Here is a 24255-nt window from a genome sequence, read left to right on the forward strand (position 1 = left end):
TTTATAATGGTTTGATACATATCCTACAGGACTTTACATACAGCTTTATTCATACATATCCTTATTTTCCGAAGCATGTAGTAGGTCTTGGATTAGTAGCGGAAGCACATCCCGGACGAAGAATCAGTCTTAGTGGAAATAAATCCATTTGGGAAGATGTCAAAATTCATAATTTGGATTTTGGCATCTTATTTTTATCGCCCCTTTAGTAATTTTTTTACACTTTATGAAAAAGATACTAGAATCCACCTTGAAATTTTTCAGTCGATAATTTTTGTCGATATTTTAAAAGATATCAATTAAATTGTCATTTTTTAATTCGAATGTGAATCAAAAGGGGAAAAAAATTAATTTATGAATCATATATTGAATTTTTGATTCAATATTGAATCGAATTAAATTCACAAAAGCGTTAAATCCTATTGAACTAACCATCCTTTTTTTGGCATGGATATTGCTTTTATAATATGTATAAATTTATTTGGAGAGAGGGTGTTTTTGGAAGGATATGGCAGGAGTGTGAAATTTTATTTTTTACATAACAATAAGTAAAAAGATCAAAATCCATCAAGGATCATTATACTTTTCGCGTGTTTCGTTTAGGGGCTGTAAATAGAAAAAGAAGAAGTTTTAATGGGAAAAGCGGATACGGTTAATAGTATAAGCGTTACAACATACATATAACTTTTTTCTTAACGACTAAATTTGGCCTCATAAAAGCATTGGTGAAACAGGGGGATAGACTGCAAACATTGTTTTTGAATGAAAGATTTCTACTAGGGTACCCATGAGCAGTAGTTATCTGCTTGCAAAACGTTAAATTGACAGTTTTAGAGGATGGTGACAATAGTGGCTTTTCAAACAAATGAACTGAAACATGGTCTCAAGACCAGGCATGTCACAATGATTTCTATTGGCGGGGTAATTGGGGCAGGACTATTTATCGGAAGTGGAACAATAATAGGTTCAGCAGGACCTGGTGCTATTTTATCGTATATTATCGCAGGATTGATGATCGTGCTCATCATGCGCATGCTGGGTGAAATGGCTGTGGTGAACCCTGATAGCGGATCCTTTTCAACATATGCACATCAGGCAATGGGCCCTTGGGCCGGATATACGATTGGCTGGTTGTACTGGTTCAACTGGGTTATCATTATTGCTATAGAAACAACTTTATTGGGTACTATGGTTCATGATTGGTTTCCTGCCATACCCATGTGGGCTGCTAGTCTTTCTTTCCCTATTTTAATGATGGTTACGAATATATATTCAGTCAAAGCTTATGGTGAATTTGAATACTGGTTAGCTTTCATGAAAGTGACAGCCATTGTCATTTTCCTGTTCCTGGGTGCAGCCATGATCTTTGGATTTGTTCCTGGATTTGATTCACCAGGACTTGCCAACATTACCGGGCATGGAGGTTTTGTTCCAAATGGTTTTCTTCCGGTCCTCCTTAGTGTGATATTCATTACCTTCTCTTTATCGGGAAGTGAGGTTGCTGCCATTGCTGCAGGAGAGTCTGAAAACCCTGAAAAAAATATTATTAAAGCCATAAACGCTGTTGTATGGCGTCTCCTTCTTTTCTTTGTCGGCTCAGTGGCTATTTTAGTTATCTTAATCCCGCAGGGGGCTGAAGATTTACTGAAAACCCCCTATGCCAGCGTTTTTGATATGGCAGGCCTCCCGGCAGCGGGTCAAGTTATGAATATTGTAATCTTCATATCATTGCTTTCTGTTTTGAATTCAGGGCTATATACAAGCTCACGTATGTTATACTCTTTATCAAAAAAAGGTGATGCACCGAAAATCCTATCCCGTGTGAATAAGAGGGGAATCCCGATTTGGGCGTTAATGGCATGTGTTTTCTTTGCTTATGTGTGTACGACATTTAAATTTGTTTCCCCTGATAAATTGTTTGCTTTTCTCGCAAATAGCTCGGGAGGAGTCACTATGATCATGTATATATTTATCGCTTTTTCTCATCTGTATTTGAGGAAAAAGACGGAAAAAGAAAATCCCGGAACACTTAAAGTGAAAATGTGGCTATTCCCTTACTTAACCTACGCGACTATTGCAGTATTATTTATTATATTTGTTGCTCAAGCATTTATTGATTCCATGCGGTTGCAATTCTTTCTTACAAGCCTTCTCACGATTCTTGTTATAGGGTCATACTTTCTGTTTTATCATAAGAAAAATGTAATGACTTCTGAACAAGACGGTAAACTAAAAAAAATTTCAAGTTAAAGAAGGGTAAAGGATGTAGTCGTTTTTGTCCAGGAAGAAATAATTGACTATTCTAATAAAAGTGCTGCTCTTAGTGAGCAGCCTTTTTTCTAGTTTAAAAAAGATGGCATTCATTGTATGGGGGGAATTGAAAGATGTTCGGGACTCTGAATGCCATCACTTCTGGACGATTTTTAGAGTGGACATTCGATTATGATAAACTCATTCATTTGCAACTTTGAAATCCTTTGCTAGAATATAATCTATAGAAAAGATTAGGAGTGGTGACTGTGGCTGAAACTCCAGCTGAAGATTTGATTCATTATATCGCACCAAAAGGAGAGTATATCCCTTTTTTAGATGATACGGACTATATCGCTAAAGGAATGGAATGGAAATTATTTACTGCCCGTTCGGTTAAAAGAGAACTATTATATAAAAGCGGCAGTTTTCAAGGGAAAGTCAAATTGGCAGGTTATGAACAATATGGAAACGGTCTTGACACGGTGGTAGTTGAATTTGAAAATGGAAAGCTTAGTTGCATTAACCCTTCCTATTTAAAGGAAATGCAAAGCTCCAGTTTCGGAAAAGAGTTGTTGAGCGGACCGGTTTCCGAAACATCCGCAGTTCCAAGTGAACAGGAACAGGTGATGGAAGCCCCAATTACCGAAACATCGGATCAGCTAAGTGAAGAACCAAAAAAAGCAAAAACCAAAAGTAAAAAGGCGACAGCAAAACCTAAGTTGGATTTACCTGGGGAAAAAGTGCATTTCACCGCAACCGTCAAGGAGTTCACGGCGAAAATGAACCATTTCACTGGTGAAGAAGATGAAGTGATACTCTTGGAGAATGTCAAGGTGACAACGGAACCTGAACTGACAATCGGTGATGCTTGGTGTGGATATAGCAAGACATTAAAAAAAGCTGAGCTCGAAGAAGGGGACGAAATCGAATTTGATGGAAAAGTGGTCGATAAAAAATACAATAAAGAAATACGATATAAAGTAAATAATCCATCTAAGTTAGTGAAAAAGGGGATGGAAGCTTAAAAAGGGAGTAAGCTGCTGCTTACTCCCTTTTTTTTGTAAGGATCTTTCATCGCATTAATCAGTTCCGAATAAAATGAATGAGTTTTTTGTGATCTTATTAGAATTTATGCGTCCAACCCTGGAATATAATCGTGTGTGGGAGATACAACATATAAACAACATAGTAATGCCAGTTATTCTGAATTCGTTTAGTTTGGAGTTTTTCCTTTTTGTGGTTTCATATATTCCAGTGTTGGGGATAATACACTAAGATAATGGATTTGATAAGGGGGGGGGCATTTATATGAAAGAATTATTCCGTTTATTAAAACAAGGTAATAAATCGGCGTTCATTGCTGCATGTGTGAATAGTATCATCTCTGTGCTAAAGGGAATTGCTTATTTCATGACAGGGAATGTCGCTATGTTTGCTGAAACATTACATACTTTGGGCGATGCTGCGAATCAGTTTTTTGTCTTCATCGGTTCTGCACTTAGTAAAAAGTCACCAACTGATCGATTCCCTGATGGCTTTGGGCGTTTGGTTAACCTCGTTTTATTAGGGGCGGTTTTGGTTGTCGGGATTATGTCTTATGAAACGATTAAAGAAGGGTTCCATCACATATTGCACCCTGTAGAATCAACTGGAATCATTATTAACTTGTCCGTTCTTTCGTTAGCGGTTGTGTTGGAATCATACGTTTTATTTAAAGCCATGAAAGAAGTGGTGCATGAGACTGGAATCGAAGCTAAAGGTACAGCCGTCATCTTTAAGAGTTTTGCTGGTTTAAAAAGAGCAAAACCAGCGACGAAATTAGTATTCATGGAAGATATGGTAGCAACTGGAGGTGGAGTGCTTGCGATAATTGCCATCTTATTAGCAAACTTCACGCCCTTCATTCAAGCGGAAGGTGTTGCTTCTGTCATGATTGGTCTCGGTATGTTCTATGTGGTTGGAAGGGTTTTCCTTGATAATGCTGCGGGCGCTCTTGGGGAAGCGGATATAGAAATGCGTCAAAAGATTGGATCTATGGTCATGGGTGACCCAGATGTAAGGGATATACAGAAACTGGCCGTAATAAAAGAAGGGGAGGACTTTCATGTTGAACTTGAAGTGGAACTTGATCCCCATATTTCAATCGCCCAGGCTGATGACATCAAAGATCGCCTGTTTAATGAGATATTCAAGGAAAGAGGAGTCACGGATGTCATCATAGAATTTGATGAAAATGACGGTGTTCCAAAATGGGAAGGTCAGATTAAAAAAGAATTGAATGAAATGGAAAAAGATAGGAAGTAGAGAATGTTTAGAATTCTAGAATACAAAGTGTTCGGATAAGGATATATTTATATTTAATCGAATCCGGATTGATGCTCAAGGTCACAAAAAATTTTGTGACCTTGTTTCACGACATTCATTTCCTTATACTAAATCATAAAAACATCAATAGCTATTTTACAATTGGAAATGGAAAAATCAAAGCCTCCATGGTATTGCCTGTTCAATACTTCACGTTCTTTCCTTGTGCATGCAAAATAAGCTATCATGGACATAGTTACATAGGAAGGATTAAGGAAGGGTGAATAAAAATGAAGAAACCTGATATTAAATTAGTTGCACTTGACATGGATGGCACGCTTCTAAATATTGCAGGAGAAATATCCGAAGAAAATAGGAGAGCGATTAAAGAAGCCGAAAATCAAGGGGTTTTTGTTGTATTGAGCACGGGAAGATCCTATGCTACATGCAGTGATTTTGCAAAGTCAATGGAACTCCAATCATACCTCATTACGGTAAATGGAAGCGAAATTTACGATAATCAAGGAAAACTGGTGGAAAGGAATATCGTCGATAGTGAGTCCATACAGTGGATGTGGGAATTAAGCCAAAAACATGGTACGCATTTTTGGGCAATTAGTTGCGATAATATTTACAGAGCTGAAATGCCTGAAAAAATCCATGATTCGCAATGGCTTAAATTCGGTTTTGATACAAATGATGAAGGTATCCGCAAAATCATCATGGATGAACTGTTATCAAAAGGAACCTTTGAAATAAGCAATTCAAGCCCAACGAATATTGAAGTGAATGCCATTGGAGTCAATAAAGCGAAAGCGATAAAGCTTGTATGTTCATTCCTCGATATTACTATGGATAATGTTATGGCGGTAGGAGACAGCCTTAATGACCTTGCCATGATTTCTGAAGCAAAAGTAGGAGTGGCAATGGGAAATGCCCAAGAAATTGTGAAAGAAAAAGCAGATTGGATTACAGCAACAAACGAAGAAGACGGTGTTGCTAAAGCCATTCGTAAATGGGTGCTTTCAAATTGAATCGATACTGTATATGGGCCCTTTTCCATATACAGTTTTTTTATGAAATGGCTTGCATGATGATGAAGTTCAGCTCCTGAATTAATTTCTTGAAAATTGTGTATTTTAGAAGTATGATAATCTTGTAGTGTTATATTTTGGTAATATATTAAAAATGGGAGGTTTCATAGATGAGAAGAAGTTTGCCTGAACATTGGTGGAATCAATTATCTTTACCAGTTATCTCAGCACCTATGTTTTTAATATCCGGTCCTGAGTTAGTGAAAGAATGCTGTTTGAATGGGGTGATTGGCTCTTTTCCAGCGCCGAACGCGCGGCCAATAGAGGTACTGGATCAATGGATGGGTGACATAAACGACACATTGAATGCAGCAGGGGAGAAAGAACCAGGCTCAAAGATTGCTCCATGGGCAATGAATATGGTTGTCCACCGTACTTATAGCCGTCTTGATGAAGAGTTGGAACTGGTCAAAAAACATCAGCCTCCCATTGTCATTACATCATTAGGTTCACCAAAACATGTGGTGGATGTGGTACATAGCTATGGCGGTTTGGTTTTTTCGGATGTCAGCTCTGTGGAATTTGCAAAAAAAGCTGCCGAGTCAGGTGTGGATGGATTGATCTTAGTTGCTGCGGGAGCCGGCGGTCATGCGGGTGAAATAAATAGTTTTGCTTTCGTTGACAGCGTAAGGACATTCTGGGACGGAATCATTTTGCTTGCAGGATCAATTAGTACTGGTCACAGTATTTTGGCGGCTCAGGCTGCAGGAGCAGATCTGGCTTATATGGGAACACGTTTTATCGTGGCAAAAGAGAGTAGGGCAAATGATGAATATCGTGAAATGCTTGTCGATTCTGATCATGATGACATCATCTTGACTGATGCATTTTCAGGCGTTAATTGCAACATGCTGAAACCGAGCATCAGAAAGCAAGGTATGGACCCAGAACAATTAGCAAAAAAAGAAAAAGTCGACTTTGACAGCATGTCCAAATCATCTGACTCAAAAGCGTGGCGCGATATTTGGTCAGCAGGTCATGGTGTAGGGGCGATAAAAAAAATAGATACCGCTGCCGGCATCATTAAACAATTAGAAAAAGAGTATCAGGAATCCTTAGAGAAATTGACTGGGCAGGCGGAAAAATTAAAAGGCATCATATCAAAATGATATGAAAGCGCTTCATTTAATTATGCGAATATAACTTATTTTCACACAAAAAAGGGTGTCCATAATGGATGCCCTTTTTTGTGTGAATTATCAGGGCTAATTTTTCAGCTGATGATAAAAGAATTATTCAGCCATAAATGCAATGTGTATAGGATATATAAAGAAAAATAGTGAATTTAGGATGTAAGACAGTGAAAAAATATTGATAAAAAGATGGATAAATGTTATATTATTTTCGTGATAATGACCGAATGAACAATATAGTCATTAGTCATTTTTTGTTTTGAAAGTAATATATAGATAAAGAATGATAAATATATATTGCAGAAGCAATTGACTTAATTATGTATTCTTCAATCCGTTTTTCACTGAAATAGATTAAATAAACGGCATATTCGTCGTTAAGGAGGACTTGGTAGGCGTGTTAAAATCTTTAAAGGGTGAATTTTTAGCCATTATAAAACATCCTATGATACTCATTTCCATAATCGGGATCATAATGATTCCCTTGTTATACAGCGGTACGTTCCTTTGGGCATTTTGGGATCCATACGGTAAGGTGGACCAATTGCCAGTTGCCATTGTCAATATGGATGAAGGTGCCGAGTTCAATGAATCGGAACTTACAATAGGAAAAGACTTAGTCAAGGAGTTAAAGGAGAAAAAGGATTTCGATTGGCATTTCGTCAGTCAAAAGGAAGCCAATGAAGGTCTGGAAAATCAAGATTATTACATGAAAATTGAAATCCCGAAAAACTTTTCGAAAAATGCAACGACCTTACAGGATGACAATCCGGAAAAACTGGATTTAATTTACACGTCCAATGAAGGGTTCAACTATATATCAACTAAAATAGGTGACGCAGCTTCGGAGAGAATCAAAGGGGAAGTTTCGTCAGCCGTTACGAAAACCTATGCGGAGTCAATGTTCGACAATTTGAACGAAGTGGCTGACGGACTCAAAAGTGCCAGTGATGGAGCTGGAGAATTGAAAGACGGAACAGATACAGTGAAGAACGGATCAAGTGAACTTGGTGATGGGATTAACTCTGCTAAAGAAGGTTCCAAAAAAGTGGATGAAGGAATTGATTCCGTTCATTCAGGTTCTGTAGAAATCCATGAAAACCTTGAAAAACTAGCCGAAAAATCATTGACCTTTTCAAATGGGGTAGGTTCCGCAGCAGCAGGATCAAAAGAGCTTAATCAAGGGTTACAACAGTTTAGCTCTGGTGTTGGACAAATGAAAGATGGGCAATCCGAGCTTTTGCAAGGAGCCAAGAAATCTGAAGCGGGTACCGGTGAATTGGCATCTGGACTGCAGCAGTCATTAGAGGGCTTCAATCAAATAGTAGAAAAGCTGCCCGCTTTGACAGAGGGGGCAAATGGCGTGGCCGCTGGTGCTGATCAGCTGTCAGGTTCATTGTCTGAATGGAGTGCAGCATCGAGCGAAGCGAAAGAGGGGGCTTCTGAAGTTTCAGCAGGTTTGGAAGAAGTTATTTCCGGATTGAAACAACAATCCGAAGCTACTGATGATCCTGCCGAGAAAGCGCGTTTGGATGGAGTGATTGCTTCTCTATCCCGCATAAGCGAAGGCAGTAAAGGAGTCTCTGAAGGAGTGGGGAAACTATCAGCAAGTGCATCCGAAATTGCTAAGGGCTCAAACAGTCTTAGTGATGGCGCAAATCAGTTAGGTGAAGGCACAAGTGCGCTAAGCGGTGGTTTTACTCAATTGAAGCAAGCTCAGGATAAACTTGCCAATGGAGCGAATGAACTGAAAAATGGTCAAGGTCAATTGGTTTCTGGATTGACAACGTTTGGCGATAGTATAAATTCAGCACAGAGTGGGCTTGGTCAGTTAACCGAAGGCAGCAACAACTTGGTAAGCGGACTTGATCAGCTTGAAGATGGCTCCAAGCAATTATCAAGTGGAACCTCACAGCTTTCGGAAGGTTCTAAAGGTCTAGTTACAGGAACGGATAAGTTGAAAGAAGGTTCATCCAGCCTTACTAGTGGTATGGGAGAACTGGCCAATGGAGCTATCAAGTTACAAGATGGAATCGCCAAACTTTCAGATGGATCTGAAGAATTACGTGACGAATTGAAGGATGGGGCAAACGAAGCTGGTAACATAAAATCAAATGAAGAAGTATATGACATGTTCGCAAGTCCAGTTAAAGTGGATAAATTGCCAATAAATAATGTACCGAACTATGGCACTAGTTTTGCACCATATTTAATTTCATTGAGTTTATTTATCGGGGCTATAGTACTGACGATCATATTCCCGTTAAGAGATCCTGCTGTTAAGCCTGCAAGTGGATTTAGCTGGTTTATTAGTAAATACAGCGTCATGGCCCTCATAGGAATCTTTCAAGCCGTATTGGTGGACTCGATTTTAATTTTAGGACTTGGAATTGATGTTACGAGCATGCCGCTGTTTTTTGCAGTAAGCATTCTTGCTAGCTGCACATTCATGGCTATCATCCAGTTCCTGGGTTCAGCCTTTGATAATCCTGGCCGGTTCATAGCATTATTAATTTTGATTCTTCAACTGACCAGCAGTGGCGGAACATTCCCGAATGAATTGGTTCCTGGCTTCCTACAAGGGTTCACACCATTCTTACCGATGACTTATTCGATTAATGCTTTCCGAGCAGTCATCTCAACAGGAGATTATAGCTTCATGTGGCATAACCTTAGCATATTGGCCATATTCCTTGTTGTCGCATTATTATTATCACTCACGTACTTTATTTTCCGGTATAAAAAATTGAACGGTGCATTAGATGAAAAACAGGAAGAGGCAACCGTATAATGATTAAAAAACAGCGTCCCGTAATGGGTCGCTGTTTCAGACTGTAGACAAACTCGATGAAAATCGAGTTTGTCTACAGTTTTTTTATGGGTGTACAATTTAGACGTTGATTTCCGCTCCAGGCACTCGCTTTCCGCGGGCGGTCCGCTCCAGGCACTCGCTTTCCGCGGGCGGTCCGCCCTCGGCGCCTTTGCGCCTGCGGGGTCTCCCCTGGACGCGCTTTTCCCGCAGGAGTCTCGCACACCCGCTCCAATCAACTTTGTTTTAACTTTTAGATAGAACCCTTTTGCCTAAAGTCTTTATTGTTTTAAAATAGAATTATAAAAATTGAGGTGATGAGGATGCTTTCTAAACATATTTCAAAAGGGATTCGGAATTTTTTAATTCCGAACCCCCTTTGTCTACAAACTGAACAGCGTCCCGTAATTGGTCGCTGTTTTTTATTGATAACCTGAATCTATGTGCCAAGCGCTTCCTGTTCACAAGGAAAAGGGAAAGATGTCAAAAAACGATTATAATGACAAAACTATGGCGCAAACTGTACAAGAGTGTAAAAGTATTTAAACAGCTGCTATACCCTTGTCTTTTGAGTGGCAGGTGCATATTTCTTCATCGGATTTTTAGCAATGACATCTTTAAAATAAGGGTGACCAGAAGGGCCAGGTTTTCTCATAAGTTCCATTAGGTAAGAAATATCGTCCAGAGCTCTGTGTGTTTGGAAATTGGTGATATTATGTGCCTGCAGTAATGTTAAGAGTTTACTATTCTCGAACCCGTATTGCTTCCAAGGTACATTCCGCATCGTACAGAACCACTTTTGATCATTGATTTCCGGATACATTTGGTAGAGAAAACTTCTATCGAAAGAAGCATTATGTGCGAAAATCGAATCAGTACGGGCTATGAAGGATTTAATTTTTTCATCGTGAAAACTTTTTCCTTCAACGGAGCTGTATGGAATTCCATGAATCCTGTATGCTTGATCATAATTACTTCTCGCTTGATAGGAGAGAGGCTCCCTTAAAAATGATTCTTGATCAATAAGATTAATAATTTCCCCTGTTTCACTGCTGTATGTAAAGAGTATAAGGGCAAGTTCGATAATTTCATCGGAAGAGGGACGTAAACCAGTTGTTTCCACGTCTAGTACTAAACCTAATCTATTAGACAATTTTTTTTCCTCCAGTAGAATTTCATTAATCTATTATAGCTGACATAGGTTAGCAATTGAAAGTGTAATGTAAGGGCGAGGTTGAACTATCCTGGATTAAAGCGATTTCGGATCAAACGATGCTATAAAAAAAAAGATAGAGAAGTGCTTTTATCAAAGCAATCTCTATCTTTTTTTATCAAATTAAGTTCAGATGAATTGTAAAATGCTCTCCAATTCATCTTCGACAATTTGTACGAATTCTTCGTTTCTTTGAAGACTGAAAATGTTCTTGGCTTGATTTAAATATTGCAGTCCTTCGTCAGGTTGTTGGAGATTAATCAGATTTTTACCAGTTAAAAGATGGAGTTCTGCATATAAATATAATGATTCTATCGAATTACAAATGTTGATCCCTTTAAGGGTATAATTTAACGATTCCTGATAGTATTGAAGTTCAGTCAATGTTTGTGCTAATCCATGAATGATCTTCACGATAATTGTACCTTCTTGATTCACATGGGGAATATTCTCGATAAATTCCAATGCTTCATTAAAGATGGTGATGGCCTCTTCATAATTCTTCGTTTTAAAATGGATGATTCCGATACTATTTAGTACTGCTATCTCCTGTTGATGTAGAATGACACGTTTACCCATTGTAATCCGAATGGCCTCATTCAATAATTCTATAGCCTTTTGTTTGTCATTGTACAAATAAAAAAAAGCTATACCTTCATGCCATTTCAAGAATTGATAAAATGAAATCGATTTTTCCGGTGCCGTTGCCATTTCTTTTTGGACGATTTCATAGATTGCTTCATAATTACGTGTGCGCCTATATTTGTTTATCAAAAGTTTAATGGTTTCTATGTAATTATAAATTGGTTCATTTTTGGTAGTGAAGAAATAGGGCAGGTCAACTTTAAGTTTATCCGCAAAAAGTGCCAATTCATCAATTGTTGGAGAAGTGATGCTTCTTTCATAATCTAACAGGATATTAGGTTCACATATATCCTTAGCCAGTTCTTCTCTTGTAAGATTTTTTTTTATTCGTAATTCGTGGATAACAGAGCCAACCTCTATTTTCATTTCAAATGCCCCTTTATACCTATGTCTAGATTTCTATTTTAACATAATTTATTTTTATCAGGAAGATAATTGAAAAATAGTATGATATAACTACTTTAACTGTTTTCCATTTGAATCCCTCCAACAAAAAAATAAATGACGAACGTTTTATTATTGAAGCTATCATACTGTAGGTGAACAGGTTCAGAATTAATAGATGAGGGGGAAGCGGTAGATTAGGAAGGGAGGGTAATGATAAAAAAAGAGGCGGCAATCTTCCGCCTCTAAAGATTTCAATTTCCAATGAATTGCTGGGTCCAATAGTGGGTGTACTTCCCTCCTGTCACATGCCCAATTCCAATATGGGTATAGTTCTTGTTCAGAATATTGGCCTTGTGTCCGGGGCTGTTCATCCAGGATTTCATGACAGCATCCGCACTGGGTTGACCTGCTGCGATATTTTCCCCTGCGTACCTGTAGCTGATCCCAAAGGATTTCATCATATCGAAAGGCGATCCGTAGGTTGGGCTTGCGTGATTGAAGTAATTACTATCACGCATATCTTCAGATTTCAGATTTGCAACCTTGGAAATGGCTGTATCCATCTCAAGGGAAGGGAGGCCGGATTTTGAACGTTCTTCGTTCACTAAATTAAGAACCTGCTGTTCAACTGACTGACTATTCTCTTGATTAGCTTTGTGGATGGATGTAGGCAGATTTATGATTTGTCCAATTTGTATTTGATTTGCATCTTTTATAGCAGGGTTAGTTTTAAGTAGTTCGGAAATGCTGACATCGTATTCAGAAGCAATTTTCGTTAAGGTATCTCCTTTTGCTACCTCATAAGTATCGGCTCCCAGGGCAACGGTTGGAGATAAAAGGGATAGTGACAGTGCTGATAAAAGGATGATTTTCTTCATTTTGTTTCCTCCTAGTATAATATCTGGATTGGAAGTATAGTATCCTATAAAAATAGTTTTGTGTAAAATTAGCTCATTCACATTCTTAGTTGCTATGGGAAAAAGGTATCGAATGGGAACAGAATAATAAGGGTCCATATAACCCTGGAAGTGTTAATGGTAAACCAAAATCATAGGGCTTTTTGATAGATCGGAAGAATTTCCCCATGTAGATAAAGAATCATTTTACGTTTGGCAAGCTATGTTTGTCAGGGTAAATAATAAGGACAGCAAAACGAAAGTAGCTGTATAGAACAAGTGAAAAAATGATGAAATAATTAAATGGTCCTAAGAACATCCTGATTGTTATTTCTGATTAGGTTAAGGCGGGAACAGGATGGTTTACGTCATTCTTACATAAACACAGGGATTTGATATAAGAAAGGACATACGGAATGGCTTTGTTCCTCAAAAAAACGAATTAAAAGAATTGTCCATTAAGACAGGTATCACTTCTTCATGAATAGAATTAAATAGACAGCTGAATATACGGGGGGGTTCTACGATGTGGTTTAAGGAATTGGAAACAGAAAGGCTGAGTTTAATCGAAATAGGTCACCATCATGCCGAGAGTCTGTTTGAAATTCTCTCTAAAGATGAAGTGACCAAGTATGATGGGATAGAAAGTTTAACTCAAGTTGAAGATGCCCGCCGCTTAATTGACTCGTTTAAAAGTGCTTATATAAACAAACGTGGGATGCGGTGGGGGGTTATTTTGAAAGATTCAGGCAAATTCATCGGTACCGTTGGCCTGAATCAATTGAGCATTGCCAATAAACGCGCCGAAATAGGATATGAAATCCATCCGGATTATTGGAGGCAACATTTCACATCCGAAGCTGTCAATGAAGTATTACGCTATTGCTTTGAAGAATTGAGACTAAACAGAATTGCCGCTTTAACTTTCAAGGAAAATATTGCATCTAGAAACCTATTGAAGAAATTTGGATTTAAAGAGGAAGGCAGCCTCCGAAGTTATCTATTTCTTCGTGAACAATCGCATGATGCCCTGGTATTTTCCTTGTTAAGTACAGAGTATTGCCAGTTACGGCAACAAAGGAATTCAGTGATCAAATAGATTTTAGTTTAGTATAGAACATTGCAGCTGGCCCAAAGTGCCAGTTTTTTTATTTGTAGATTATCTCTCCCATACAGATGATTTTATATCACTAAAGGACAATATACATATTTTTCATGTTAAAATGGAATGCGGATTCATTAATCAGTCCGGATGGACATAAAAAGGAGCAAAATCATTGTGAAGATATTATTTCCGTTGCTTGCGGTCCTAGGTGGCATCACCATTGCCATACAAGGGCAAATCAATGGTGGATTAGGGAAAAAAGTGGGGGTCATTGAAGCTTCTTTCATTTCGTTTGGAATCGGGACACTCGCTTTATTATTTATTGTTTTGTTTGCTGGAAACGGAAATATTTCTGCTGTTTCGACTGTACCTAAATGGCAATTGATAGGCGGACTCCTTGGGGCTATTTATGTCATTGTTATAATAATGGTTGTCCCGCAGATTGGAGTGGCCCCTGCATTGGTTGGGGTTATCGCTGGTCAGATACTGATTGGGGCTGTCATTGACCATTTCGGTTTATTTGGAGGGGTACGCATCCCATTGGATGCGAAAAAGGTGGCAGGCATATGCTTACTTTTCGTGTCATTATATTTATTTAATCATAAATGAGTTAGAGTTAGGTTATTTTTCGTGGGGGTTGACGCGTGAATATAGTTGAGAAACTGATATAATATTTCTATTCCCCTATAGTTTTTACCCATTATTTGGGATTTGGATAATTAGAACCCAGTATTTTTTTTAGGTAATGTATTATTCTACTAAAATGTATCATTTGTTTGAAAATGGTTTGCTAGGAAAGTGGGCTTAGCAACCGATCTGACTTGAATTATTAGAATATTTAGAAAAAAATAACATGGGTAAGACAAGCGAACATATATGAATACTGGTATTAAACTGTGTCGAAAAACCATAGGATGCCGAAAGTCATTTTACATTAATTAGGTTGCTCGATTCTATTTACCTATTATCTAGATCTAATTGATTAGCAAATAATTACTATCTTGTGAAAAAGTACTCATCGGTTTATTGATTTTTTGATTTATTCGTAATATACTTAAAATTCAACATCTTTAATTCGAGGTATAGTACCCTGGCGAGGTTGGAAAGTGGGTGATTTTTAACTAGTAGACTGCATTAATTGGTTTATTTAGGTAGAAACGCAGATTTATGCAAACGGTTCGCTAGTTTTTTTGTGGATTCCGGCAATGAATGCTTCTCACTTTCCTCGCTGACATTCAGTATGTACTATACGAACAATTATAGGTGGTAGAAGGATAATCTCGTAAACGGGAATATTCAAAAGATAAAGATGAGGGGGAATATTTTTTGAAAAAGTCTAAATTTTCAGTGCTTGCTCTTCTTATGGCCATCATGCTTATTCTTGCGGCATGCAACGGCGGTTCGAAGGAAACTTCGAATGAAAAAGAAGGCGGCTCGGGTGACTCAGCCAAATCAAAAGTGTTAAACGTAAACAACTCAAGTGAACCTGGTTCGCTTCACCCTGCCAATGCTCAAGGTACTCATGAATCATGGATCCTTGAACATACGTTTGAGGGATTGACTAAGAAAACAGAAGAAGGCAAAATCGTACCTGGTTCTGCAGAATCGTGGGAAATCAGTGAAGATGGATTAAAATGGACATTCAAATTGAAAGATGGTTTGAAATGGTCAAATGGAGACCCGCTTACAGCTAATGATTTCGAATATGCTTGGAAATATGCTTTGAAACCGGAAACAGCTGCTGATTATGCTTACCAACTTTATTATCTTAAAGGTGGGGAAGCCTACAACAGTAAAAAAGGGAAGGAAGAGGACGTAGGAGTTAAAGCGACTGACGACCTTACATTAGAGGTTACTTTGGAGCAGCCTACACCATATTTCCTTGACTTGACTTCCTTCTATACTTTCTATCCAATCAATAAAAAGGTACAGGAAGAAAATCCTAAATGGGCTTTGGATGCAAAAACACACGTATCGAACGGTCCATTCAAATTAACGGAGTGGAAACATAAAGAAAGCCTGAAAATCGAAAAGAATGAAAATTACTACGATAAAGACAAAATTAAATTGGATGCAGTTAACTTTGCTCTGATTGAAGATGAAAATACAGCATGGCAAATGTATCAGAGTGGCGAATTGGATATCGCTTATCCGCTGCCAGTGGATGTGCAAGGACAATTGGTTAATTCTGGCGACAAAGAATTCAAAAACGGCGCAGAACTTGCTGTTTACTATTACAACTTTAATACTGAAGTAAAGCCTTTCAATAATGCAAAAGTCAGGAAAGCGCTTTCAATGGCTATCGAACGTAAAAAAATTACTGAAAATGTTGCTCAAGGTGGTCAAAAACCTGCCTTTGGAGTAATCCCGCCGGGCATTCCTGATGCAACTGGAGATTTCCAGGAAAATACAGGTAACCTATTTGAGGAAAACGTTGCTGAAGCCAAGAAATTGTTAAAAGAAGGTCTTGCTGAAGAAGGCATGAAAGAATTACCTGATTTTTCAATTTTGTATAATACTTTAGATACTCATAAGAAAATTGCTGAAGCCGTTCAAGGAATGTGGCGCGATAACCTGGGTGTTGAAGTGACACTTGAAAATGCAGAATTCCAAGTTAAGCTTGATCGTGAAAAAGCTGGCGACTTTGAAATTTCCCGTGCAGGATGGGTTGGTGACTATGTTGACCCAATGACTTTCATGCTTTGGGAAACGGACGGTGCCTATAATGATGCAAATTGGTCGAACAAAGAATATGATGGTTTATTAAAAGAGGCAAAATCTACAATGGATCCAAAAGAACGCATGGCTGCTTTACATAAAGCAGAGGAAGTTCTGATTGAAGAAATGCCGATCCTTCCGGTTTACTTCTATACAAAACCATATATGGTTAAATCGAATGTTACTGGAGTTTTTGCTCCGATTAATGCTTATCCGAACTTTATTTACGCGGATAAAAAGTAATAGAAGGATAAAAGTGAAATGGGAGGTATGTCCGATTTAGGACATACCCCATTTTTCAATTGCGAATTTGAATATTTCATGAATTCATTTCCGTTTTCAACTCCTTAGAAAATCGATGATTGGGGTGATTACCATGTTGAGATATACATTAAATCGTTTTAAATGGGCGATTATTACTTTATGGGCTGTTATAACATTAACGTTCATCATAATGCATACGATTCCGGGAAATCCATTTGCTAAAGAAGGAGCTATGCCTCCTGCTGTATATGAAAACCTTCAAGTCCACTATGGATTGGACAAGCCGTTGTTGACCCAATATGGGAATTATTTATTGGAAGTCGTTCAATTTGATTTTGGTCCTTCATTGAAATCCTCTTCCATTTCCGTGAATGATTACATTTTGAAGGGTTTTCCAGTGTCCTTGCACTTAGGGGCACAAGCATTGGTGATTGCCATCTTCTTTGGGCTCATTTTGGGCGTAGTGGCATCACTGAAAAGAAATAAATGGCCCGACTATTTATCAATGGTCATTGCCATCGTAGGGATCTCTGTTCCTAACTTTATCTTGGCGACTATTTTAATCAATTATTTTGCAATAAAATGGAATATATTCCCTGTTGCTACATGGGCGACATGGCAGCATACCATTTTACCATCCATTGCCCTATCAATGATGCCTCTTGCTTTCATCGCGAGATTGATGCGGACAAGCATGCTTGAAGTAATGGGACAGGATTACATTTTGACAGCAAAGGCCAAAGGATTGAAACGGAGCGGTGTCATTATCAAACATGCCATTCGGAATGCGTTATTGCCGATTATCACAATCCTGGGTATCCTGACTGCTAATATCGTGACAGGAAGCTTCATCATTGAACGTATTTTTGGTATTCCGGGCATGGGAGATATGTTCGTAAAGGGAATATCCAACCGAGACTACCCGGTCATTCTTGGTTCCACAATTGTGTATAGTGCGGTGCTTATCCTTTTAATATTCATCGTTGATATAGCCTATACGTTGATTGATCCGAGAATAAAAGTGACGGGGGAGAAGAAATAATGGCAGATAAAGTGCATTTAACCGAAGATATGTTCCAACCCGCTGAAGGAAACTTTAAGGAAGCAGAAAGAATTGCCAGACCAACAGTTTCATATTGGTCTGACGTCTGGCGTCGCTTTAAAGAAAATAAACTGGCGATGACGGGATTTGTTCTTATTATCCTCTTGGTCTTAATGGCGATTTTTGGGCCATATATTAACGGATATACTTATTATGGACAAGATTTCGAGAAAAAGAATCTTAGCCCCAATGCCGAGCATTGGTTTGGAACGGATTCAGCAGGTAGGGATTTATTCACGCGAGCTTGGTATGGTGCAAGGATATCCTTGTTCATTGGATTGATGGCTGCGCTGATTGACTTTTTGATTGGTGTCCTTTATGGCGGGATTTCAGCCATTCGTGGTGGACGCACGGATAATATCATGATGCGGTTTGCTGAAGTTATTTATGCGATTCCATACCTATTGATGGTTATCTTAATGATGGTCGTATTAAAACCTGGTATTTTGCCAATCATCATTGCGATGTCAATTACAGGCTGGATTCCAATGGCGCGACTGGTAAGGGGACAGGTTTTACAACTAAAAGAGAATGAATATATCCATGCAGCAACCATCTCTGGAGCCAATACGAGCTGGACTTTAAGAAAACACATGATTCCGAATACAATGGGACCGATCCTTGTCAATTTAACGTTGACTGTACCCACTGCTATTTTTGCCGAAGCTACTCTAAGCTTTTTGGGATTGGGAGTGCCAGCGCCTCAGGCAAGCTGGGGAACATTGACAAGTGATGCCCTGGGAAGCATTTTGGTAGGGAATTTCTATCAACTTTTAATCCCGGCAATATTGATTTCCTTAACCATGTTCGCGTTCAATGTGGCTGGTGACGGACTGCAGGATGCCCTAGATCCAAAACTACGGAAATAAAAGAGTCCTAACATAAAGATTTGATATTACTAGAATAGGAGGGACGATGATGGAGAACCTATTGGAAGTCAAAGATTTACACATCACCTTCCATACTTATGCAGGAAAAGTCCAAGCAGTTCGCGGCGTGAACTTTGAAGTGAAAAAAGGGGAAGCCGTTGCCATTGTTGGAGAATCCGGATGCGGCAAAAGTGTTACTGCTAAATCCATCATGAGATTACTGGAAACACCCCCAGCAGAGTATGGAAAAGGGTCAATAAACTTTGGCGGCAAAGACCTTATTAAAATGAGTGAAAAGGAAATGCAGAAGATTCGCGGAAATGAAATCAGCATGATTTTCCAGGATCCAATGACTTCCCTCAATCCAACGACAAAAATCGGCAGCCAAATCATGGAAGGCATTTTAAAGCATAATAAAAATATGGCCCGAAAAGATGCATACGAACGGGCGTTGGAAACGCTTAAACTGGTAGGTATTCCTCAGCCGGAAAAAAGGATGCAGCAATATCCACATGAATTTTCAGGTGGTATGCGCCAAAGGGCGATGATAGCAATGGCTCTAGCTTGTGAACCGAAATTATTAATCGCCGATGAACCTACAACGGCATTGGATGTAACGATACAAGCGCAAATTTTGGAACTGATGAAAGATATCCAACGCAGAATGGATACTTCCATCATTTTAATCACTCATGATTTAGGTGTGGTTGCGGAAACTTGCGAACGGGTAGTCGTCATGTATGCAGGTAAGGTTGTGGAGACGGGTACAGTAGAAGCTATTTTTTCAAACCCACAGCATCCATATACAAGAGGCTTGCTTAAAACGGTGCCAAGGCTGGATATGGAAAAAACGGCACCGTTGGTTCCCATTATCGGATCACCGCCCGATTTATTGGATCCGCCAAAAGGATGCCCTTTTTATCCAAGATGTGAATCCGCAATGAAAGTGTGCAAAGACCATGATCCGGAACTTGAAGTAGTCGAAGTGGGACAGACAGCCGCATGCTGGCTACACCACCCAATGGCAAAAGCAACACAGGTACAAGCACCGACTAATGTATAAAGGAGGAGAACCAATGGTTTCACTAAAAAATAAGTCAGTAAAAGAAAAGACAGTCAACGAAAATTCTCCTCTTGTTGAAATTAAGAATTTGAAGAAATATTTTCCTGTTGGTTCTCAGTCGCTGAAAGCGGTAGATGGTTTGGATCTCAAAATCTACCCAGGGGAAACGGTCGGTCTTGTTGGGGAAAGCGGTTGTGGTAAATCGACTGCCGGTCGTACAATTACCCGACTTTATGAACCGACAGACGGAGAAGTTCTGTTTCAGGGAAAAAATATCTTCGATTACAAACCGGGGGAAATGTCACATATCCGCCGTGAAATACAGATGATTTTCCAAGATCCCTACGCTTCCTTGAACCCAAGGATGAAGGTGGAGGAATTGATTGGGGAACCACTTGCCATTCATGGGATATCAAAAGGTAAAGAGAGAAAAAAACGAGTGGAAGACCTGTTGAAGCTGGTTGGTTTAAGTCCGGAACATATCACTCGTTTTCCGCATGAATTCAGCGGTGGACAACGCCAGCGTATTGGAATTGCAAGGGCGTTGGCTTTAAATCCAAAATTCATCGTCTGTGATGAACCGATTTCTGCCTTGGATGTTTCGATACAAGCTCAAGTAGTTAACTTATTAAAAGAGCTACAAAAAGAAATGGGATTGACTTATTTATTCATCGCTCATGATTTATCGATGGTCAAGTATATTTCAGATCGCATTTTAGTCATGTATCTTGGAAGAATGATGGAACTTTCGGATAGTGATTCTTTAACGAAAGATCCGCTGCATCCTTACACGCAAGCTTTGCTTTCTGCAGTGCCGATTCCAGACCCCACTATTAAACGGGAAAGAATCGTACTTAAAGGCGATGTACCAAGTCCGATCAATCCGCCAAGTGGCTGTGTATTCCGCACTCGCTGCCCAAAAGCGATGGAGATATGCTCCAGTGCTGCACCTGAATGGAAAGAACAAAAACCGGGGCATTTCGTTGCTTGTCATTTATATTGGTAAATAAAAAAACCAGTTGCATTTGCGACTGGTCTTTTTTTACATATTTATGTAAAATATTTTAGATAGAAGCGATTATTTTTGCAGACTAAATTAATTATCAGTTTGTAAAAATAAATAACTAGGAATCTGAAAATAAAACATATAAAATGTAATTATATGTAAAATTAAAAATCTGTTGAATATTTCAATTTTTGAGAGAAGGAGGAGACTGATATTGTATTCCACGATAACTAGTGAAATCGTCGATCGAGTCATGATTGTTACTCTTAATCGTCCTGAAAAAATGAATGCTTTCAATGAAAAGATGTGTGAGGAGATGATCCATGCTTTTGATGAAGCGGATGAAAATGATGACGTACGAGCCGTAATTATAACTGGCGCTGGGGATGCTTACTGTGCTGGAATGGATTTGGAAAAAGGTGCAGAAACCTTTATGGATCACACTCCTTTGGTTGAATACCGCGATGCAGGGGGGATGTTGTCATTACGGATTTTTGAAATGAAGAAACCTATGATAGCGGCCATTAATGGAGCGGCAGTTGGGATTGGTATCACAATGACTTTGCCCATGGACATTAGAATTGCTTCAACAGATTCAAAAATGGGTTTTGTATTTGCGAGGCGAGGGATAACGATGGAAGCATGCAGCGGCTGGTTCTTGCCTAGGCTTGTCGGAATGGGTAAAGCTTCCGAATGGATTTTTACCGGCAGGATGATTTCGGCCAGTGAAGCATATGAGGGAAGGTTGGTAAACAAGATCGTCGAGCCGGATGAATTGATGTCTGCTGCAATGGAGATTGCATCAGACATTGCAGAAAATACATCTTCTGTCTCCGTGACGTTATCCCGGCAGTTAATGTGGACCATGCTCGGTGCTAACCATCCTGTTGAATCACATAAAATAGAATCGAAAATGATTCATTGGACCGGAAAACAAGCGGATGCACTAGAAGGGATTGAAGCGTTCTTGGAAAAAAGGAAAGCTGATTTCAAAATGAAAAGCAGCACCGATATGCCTCCGTTTTACCCATGGGGAACGGATCGAACATATGAAGTTGATAAGAAATAAGACATGAATGGTAGTCAGGGAGCCTGTGGAAGTGAGTGATAATTTTTACTTTTCGGATAAATTAGGGTTTCTTTTCTTAGTGTGTTATACTGTGTTTACCATTTACTAAACTTGTTTCATGTTCCCCTATTCCCCGCGAATAGGGTTTTTTTATTTTTGCTTTTTAATCAAAAAAAACAGACCCTACAAGTAGAGTCCGTTATATATTGTATTTAAAATTATGCTTTTTGAACGTTAGTAGCTTGGGGTCCACGTTGACCTTGCTCAACTTCAAAAGTAACTTCTTGACCTTCGTCTAATGATTTGAATCCTTCGCTTTGGATAGCTGAGAAATGTACGAATACATCGTCTCCGTTTTCGCGTTCGATGAAGCCAAATCCTTTTTCTGCGTTAAACCATTTTACTTTACCTTGTTCCATTGTTGTTGCCTCCTAGTGTGAATCCACACATTGTGTTACTACCCTTGCTCAATCATTAGACGAAAAGTGTTTCACTTATCAATCTTCCCGAACAAAAATAATTCTTTTTAAATATAACAGATAATGTCGGAATCTGCAAGCAAACAAAGTAAGATTATTTATTGTGCATAGTGTTGTACAATTCTTAATACCCTTTTCTGTAATCAAGTAAATTAATTGAGGGGTGTTTACCATTTAGGTAATTCTCTAAATTCGGCATGAAAATATCCTGAAAAAGCCGTTGGTCGTAAAATTCCGTATTACCGGATGTATGCGGCGTGATGATTACATTGTCCATCTCCCATAATGGGCTCTTCCCAGGAAGTGGCTCCGTTTCAAACACATCAAGTCCAGCTCCAGCAATATCTTTGTCCTTGAGAGCTTGGACCAATTCGTTTTGAATAACGAGATTTCCCCTTCCTATATTAATGAAAAAAGCGGAGGGCTTCATTAGTCGGAATTCGTTTTTCCCGAACATATTCCGTGTTTCTGGGGTCAATGGTAATGTCACGACAATATAATCGCACTTAGGAAGGAGATCATTCAATTGATTTTGTGTGAACATCTCATCGACAAATTCTTCAGATTTACCGGAATGGCGCATTCCTAATACGGACATGCCAAAAGCCTTGGCAATTTTAGCTGTTTCCTTTCCGATTTTTCCAACACCGATGATCCCGATGGTCTTTTCATGAATTTCCTGCTTCATATTTGCGTGATGCCAAGTCTTCACCTGCTGTTGCTTAATATATGTATCTATTTTCCTTGTTAAGGCAAGCATTAACGCGAAAATGGTTTCTGAAATGGGATAGGCATGGACGCCATTTGCAGTTGTAATCTGCACGTTCTTTTGTTCCAAACTTTCCAGGGGTAAGGCATTCACTCCGGCACTCCATGTCTGGATCCATTTTACTTCGCTTGCATCGATGGATTCAGCCATTTCCGTTTTCCAGCCTGCGATCACTTCAGCATCGGCTAGATGATCCTTCCATATTTCCGAAGATCTTCCGGTGATGACAGTCCACTCGGGAACCAATTCTTTAATCTTCTGTAATAAGAGCACATTCAAGTTTTGGCTTATTATGAGTTTTCTTTTTGGCATAATTATCCTCCGAGATCATTTTTCTGAATTATACGTAAATTTCAAAAATATTTCAATTGGGAAAGAGGTTGGGGTTCACAATCTTGTTATAATACTGATAATTAATGGAATGGGGTGTAATCATGAACGTCAAAGACATATATGGACAGCTGCCTATTATAGAATCAAAACGTTTGGTTATGAGGAAAGTCACCATGAGCGATGCAGAAGACATGTTCGCGTATGCATCCAACAGTGAAGTTTCCCGCTACGTCACATGGGAAGCGCATCGTTCACTAAGTGATACAAAGGATTTTATCAGATTCATCCTACAAAATTATGAGGATAAGAAAATCGCTCCATGGGGCATACAACACAAGGAAAGTGGTAAGTTGATTGGTACTATTGACTTTGTTTCATGGCAGGTTAATCATCATAATGCCGAAATCGGGTATGTATTGGCACCCGAATATTGGGGGAGTGGCTTAATGACGGAGGCAGCCCAAAAGATAATTGCCTTTGGCTTCGAAAATATGAACCTGGTTCGAATACAAGCACGCTGCTTCGTTGAAAATTTTGGTTCAGAGCGAGTCATGCAAAAGGCGGGTATGTCTTTTGAGGGAATCATAAGAAAAGGAATGTTTGTTAAGGGAAAGCATCAAGACCTAAAGCTATACTCGATTATTAAATGATGGGTGTGAGGGCTTCCGGTAAAGGGAAAGCACAAAGGAGATTCTACATGGTGAATTCTTTTCATGAATATAGGAAAATCAAAAACAAACAATA

Annotated in this window: 20 protein-coding genes; 15 read left to right on the forward strand and 5 right to left on the reverse strand. The window is 39.0% G+C overall.

Going from position 1 to position 24255, the window contains the following annotated elements; genetic code table 11:
• Positions 1 to 840 precede the first annotated feature (840 nt).
• From QUF94_RS12975 to QUF94_RS13000, 6 genes are all read left to right on the forward strand, one after another.
• The gene (locus QUF94_RS12975) at positions 841 to 2250 is read left to right on the forward strand and encodes an amino acid permease (RefSeq protein WP_289318366.1); all 1410 of its coding nucleotides are present in this window, start codon (positions 841 to 843) and stop codon (positions 2248 to 2250) included.
• 269 nt (positions 2251 to 2519) lie between these two features.
• Complete coding sequence (locus QUF94_RS12980) at positions 2520 to 3278, forward strand: hypothetical protein (protein ID WP_289316221.1); 759 nt, start codon at positions 2520 to 2522, stop codon at positions 3276 to 3278.
• A 283-nt stretch (positions 3279 to 3561) separates the two neighbouring features.
• On the forward strand, positions 3562 to 4557 hold the full coding sequence (locus QUF94_RS12985) for a cation diffusion facilitator family transporter (protein WP_289316222.1): 996 nt from the start codon (positions 3562 to 3564) through the stop codon (positions 4555 to 4557).
• A 290-nt stretch (positions 4558 to 4847) separates the two neighbouring features.
• Positions 4848 to 5591 (forward strand): Cof-type HAD-IIB family hydrolase, encoded by a 744-nt coding sequence (locus QUF94_RS12990; protein WP_289316223.1) that lies wholly within the window; start codon positions 4848 to 4850, stop codon positions 5589 to 5591.
• A gap of 170 nt (positions 5592 to 5761) precedes the next feature.
• A complete protein-coding gene (locus QUF94_RS12995; protein WP_289316224.1) occupies positions 5762 to 6760 on the forward strand; it encodes an NAD(P)H-dependent flavin oxidoreductase in 999 nt (332 codons plus the stop codon).
• A 421-nt stretch (positions 6761 to 7181) separates the two neighbouring features.
• Positions 7182 to 9575 (forward strand): YhgE/Pip domain-containing protein, encoded by a 2394-nt coding sequence (locus tag QUF94_RS13000; RefSeq protein ID WP_289316225.1) that lies wholly within the window; start codon positions 7182 to 7184, stop codon positions 9573 to 9575.
• A gap of 571 nt (positions 9576 to 10146) precedes the next feature.
• Here the strand turns inward: QUF94_RS13000 and QUF94_RS13005 are convergent.
• The 3 genes from QUF94_RS13005 to QUF94_RS13015 form a co-directional block, all read right to left on the reverse strand.
• A complete protein-coding gene (locus tag QUF94_RS13005; protein ID WP_289316226.1) occupies positions 10147 to 10746 on the reverse strand; it encodes an exonuclease domain-containing protein in 600 nt (199 codons plus the stop codon).
• 189 nt (positions 10747 to 10935) lie between these two features.
• Positions 10936 to 11817: a helix-turn-helix domain-containing protein gene (locus QUF94_RS13010; RefSeq protein WP_289316227.1), complete on the reverse strand. Its 882-nt coding sequence runs from the start codon at positions 11815 to 11817 to the stop codon at positions 10936 to 10938.
• Positions 11818 to 12089: 272 nt separating this feature from the next.
• A complete protein-coding gene (locus QUF94_RS13015; RefSeq protein WP_289316228.1) occupies positions 12090 to 12716 on the reverse strand; it encodes a CAP domain-containing protein in 627 nt (208 codons plus the stop codon).
• A gap of 544 nt (positions 12717 to 13260) precedes the next feature.
• On the opposite strand from QUF94_RS13015, the gene QUF94_RS13020 reads away from it, so the two are divergent.
• From QUF94_RS13020 to QUF94_RS13055, 8 genes are all read left to right on the forward strand, one after another.
• On the forward strand, positions 13261 to 13833 hold the full coding sequence (locus QUF94_RS13020; protein ID WP_289316229.1) for a GNAT family N-acetyltransferase: 573 nt from the start codon (positions 13261 to 13263) through the stop codon (positions 13831 to 13833).
• A gap of 180 nt (positions 13834 to 14013) precedes the next feature.
• Complete coding sequence (locus QUF94_RS13025) at positions 14014 to 14448, forward strand: DMT family transporter (protein WP_289316230.1); 435 nt, start codon at positions 14014 to 14016, stop codon at positions 14446 to 14448.
• A gap of 717 nt (positions 14449 to 15165) precedes the next feature.
• The gene (locus QUF94_RS13030; protein WP_289316231.1) at positions 15166 to 16800 is read left to right on the forward strand and encodes a peptide ABC transporter substrate-binding protein; all 1635 of its coding nucleotides are present in this window, start codon (positions 15166 to 15168) and stop codon (positions 16798 to 16800) included.
• Positions 16801 to 16933: 133 nt separating this feature from the next.
• The gene (locus QUF94_RS13035; protein WP_141994689.1) at positions 16934 to 17863 is read left to right on the forward strand and encodes an ABC transporter permease; all 930 of its coding nucleotides are present in this window, start codon (positions 16934 to 16936) and stop codon (positions 17861 to 17863) included.
• Positions 17863 to 18792 (forward strand): ABC transporter permease, encoded by a 930-nt coding sequence (locus QUF94_RS13040; RefSeq protein ID WP_289316232.1) that lies wholly within the window; start codon positions 17863 to 17865, stop codon positions 18790 to 18792. Before QUF94_RS13035 ends, QUF94_RS13040 begins: the two co-directional genes overlap by 1 nt.
• A gap of 49 nt (positions 18793 to 18841) precedes the next feature.
• Positions 18842 to 19855, forward strand: coding sequence for an ABC transporter ATP-binding protein (locus QUF94_RS13045; RefSeq protein ID WP_289316233.1), 1014 nt, complete (start codon positions 18842 to 18844; stop codon positions 19853 to 19855).
• 13 nt (positions 19856 to 19868) lie between these two features.
• Positions 19869 to 20861, forward strand: coding sequence for an ABC transporter ATP-binding protein (locus QUF94_RS13050; protein WP_289316234.1), 993 nt, complete (start codon positions 19869 to 19871; stop codon positions 20859 to 20861).
• Positions 20862 to 21075: 214 nt separating this feature from the next.
• Positions 21076 to 21930, forward strand: coding sequence for a crotonase/enoyl-CoA hydratase family protein (locus QUF94_RS13055; protein WP_289316235.1), 855 nt, complete (start codon positions 21076 to 21078; stop codon positions 21928 to 21930).
• Positions 21931 to 22148: 218 nt separating this feature from the next.
• On the opposite strand, the gene QUF94_RS13060 is transcribed toward QUF94_RS13055, so the two are convergent.
• Positions 22149 to 22349, reverse strand: coding sequence for a cold-shock protein (locus QUF94_RS13060; RefSeq protein ID WP_029714163.1), 201 nt, complete (start codon positions 22347 to 22349; stop codon positions 22149 to 22151).
• 184 nt (positions 22350 to 22533) lie between these two features.
• On the reverse strand, positions 22534 to 23490 hold the full coding sequence (locus tag QUF94_RS13065) for a D-2-hydroxyacid dehydrogenase (protein WP_289316236.1): 957 nt from the start codon (positions 23488 to 23490) through the stop codon (positions 22534 to 22536).
• A gap of 122 nt (positions 23491 to 23612) precedes the next feature.
• Between QUF94_RS13065 and QUF94_RS13070 the strand changes: the two genes are divergently transcribed.
• Complete coding sequence (locus tag QUF94_RS13070) at positions 23613 to 24161, forward strand: GNAT family N-acetyltransferase (protein WP_289316237.1); 549 nt, start codon at positions 23613 to 23615, stop codon at positions 24159 to 24161.
• Positions 24162 to 24255 lie beyond the last annotated feature (94 nt).

Origin of the sequence: Peribacillus sp. NJ4 (genome assembly GCF_030348345.1) — a bacterium.
GTDB lineage: Bacteria > Bacillota > Bacilli > Bacillales > DSM-1321 > Peribacillus.

What these genes read in the sequence shown, in the direction of transcription:
- QUF94_RS12990 (WP_289316223.1), top strand. Translation starts at nt 4,848, where the DNA reads ATGAAGAAACCTGATATTAAATTAGTTGCACTTGACATGGATGGCACG.
- QUF94_RS13060 (WP_029714163.1), bottom strand. Translation starts at nt 22,349, where the DNA reads ATGGAACAAGGTAAAGTAAAATGGTTTAACGCAGAAAAAGGATTTGGC.
- QUF94_RS13045 (WP_289316233.1), top strand. Translation starts at nt 18,842, where the DNA reads ATGGAGAACCTATTGGAAGTCAAAGATTTACACATCACCTTCCATACT.
- QUF94_RS12985 (WP_289316222.1), top strand. Translation starts at nt 3,562, where the DNA reads ATGAAAGAATTATTCCGTTTATTAAAACAAGGTAATAAATCGGCGTTC.
- QUF94_RS13065 (WP_289316236.1), bottom strand. Translation starts at nt 23,490, where the DNA reads ATGCCAAAAAGAAAACTCATAATAAGCCAAAACTTGAATGTGCTCTTA.
- QUF94_RS13040 (WP_289316232.1), top strand. Translation starts at nt 17,863, where the DNA reads ATGGCAGATAAAGTGCATTTAACCGAAGATATGTTCCAACCCGCTGAA.
- QUF94_RS13020 (WP_289316229.1), top strand. Translation starts at nt 13,261, where the DNA reads ATGTGGTTTAAGGAATTGGAAACAGAAAGGCTGAGTTTAATCGAAATA.
- QUF94_RS13070 (WP_289316237.1), top strand. Translation starts at nt 23,613, where the DNA reads ATGAACGTCAAAGACATATATGGACAGCTGCCTATTATAGAATCAAAA.
- QUF94_RS13015 (WP_289316228.1), bottom strand. Translation starts at nt 12,716, where the DNA reads ATGAAGAAAATCATCCTTTTATCAGCACTGTCACTATCCCTTTTATCT.
- QUF94_RS13010 (WP_289316227.1), bottom strand. Translation starts at nt 11,817, where the DNA reads ATGAAAATAGAGGTTGGCTCTGTTATCCACGAATTACGAATAAAAAAA.
- QUF94_RS13035 (WP_141994689.1), top strand. Translation starts at nt 16,934, where the DNA reads ATGTTGAGATATACATTAAATCGTTTTAAATGGGCGATTATTACTTTA.
- QUF94_RS12995 (WP_289316224.1), top strand. Translation starts at nt 5,762, where the DNA reads ATGAGAAGAAGTTTGCCTGAACATTGGTGGAATCAATTATCTTTACCA.
- QUF94_RS13050 (WP_289316234.1), top strand. Translation starts at nt 19,869, where the DNA reads ATGGTTTCACTAAAAAATAAGTCAGTAAAAGAAAAGACAGTCAACGAA.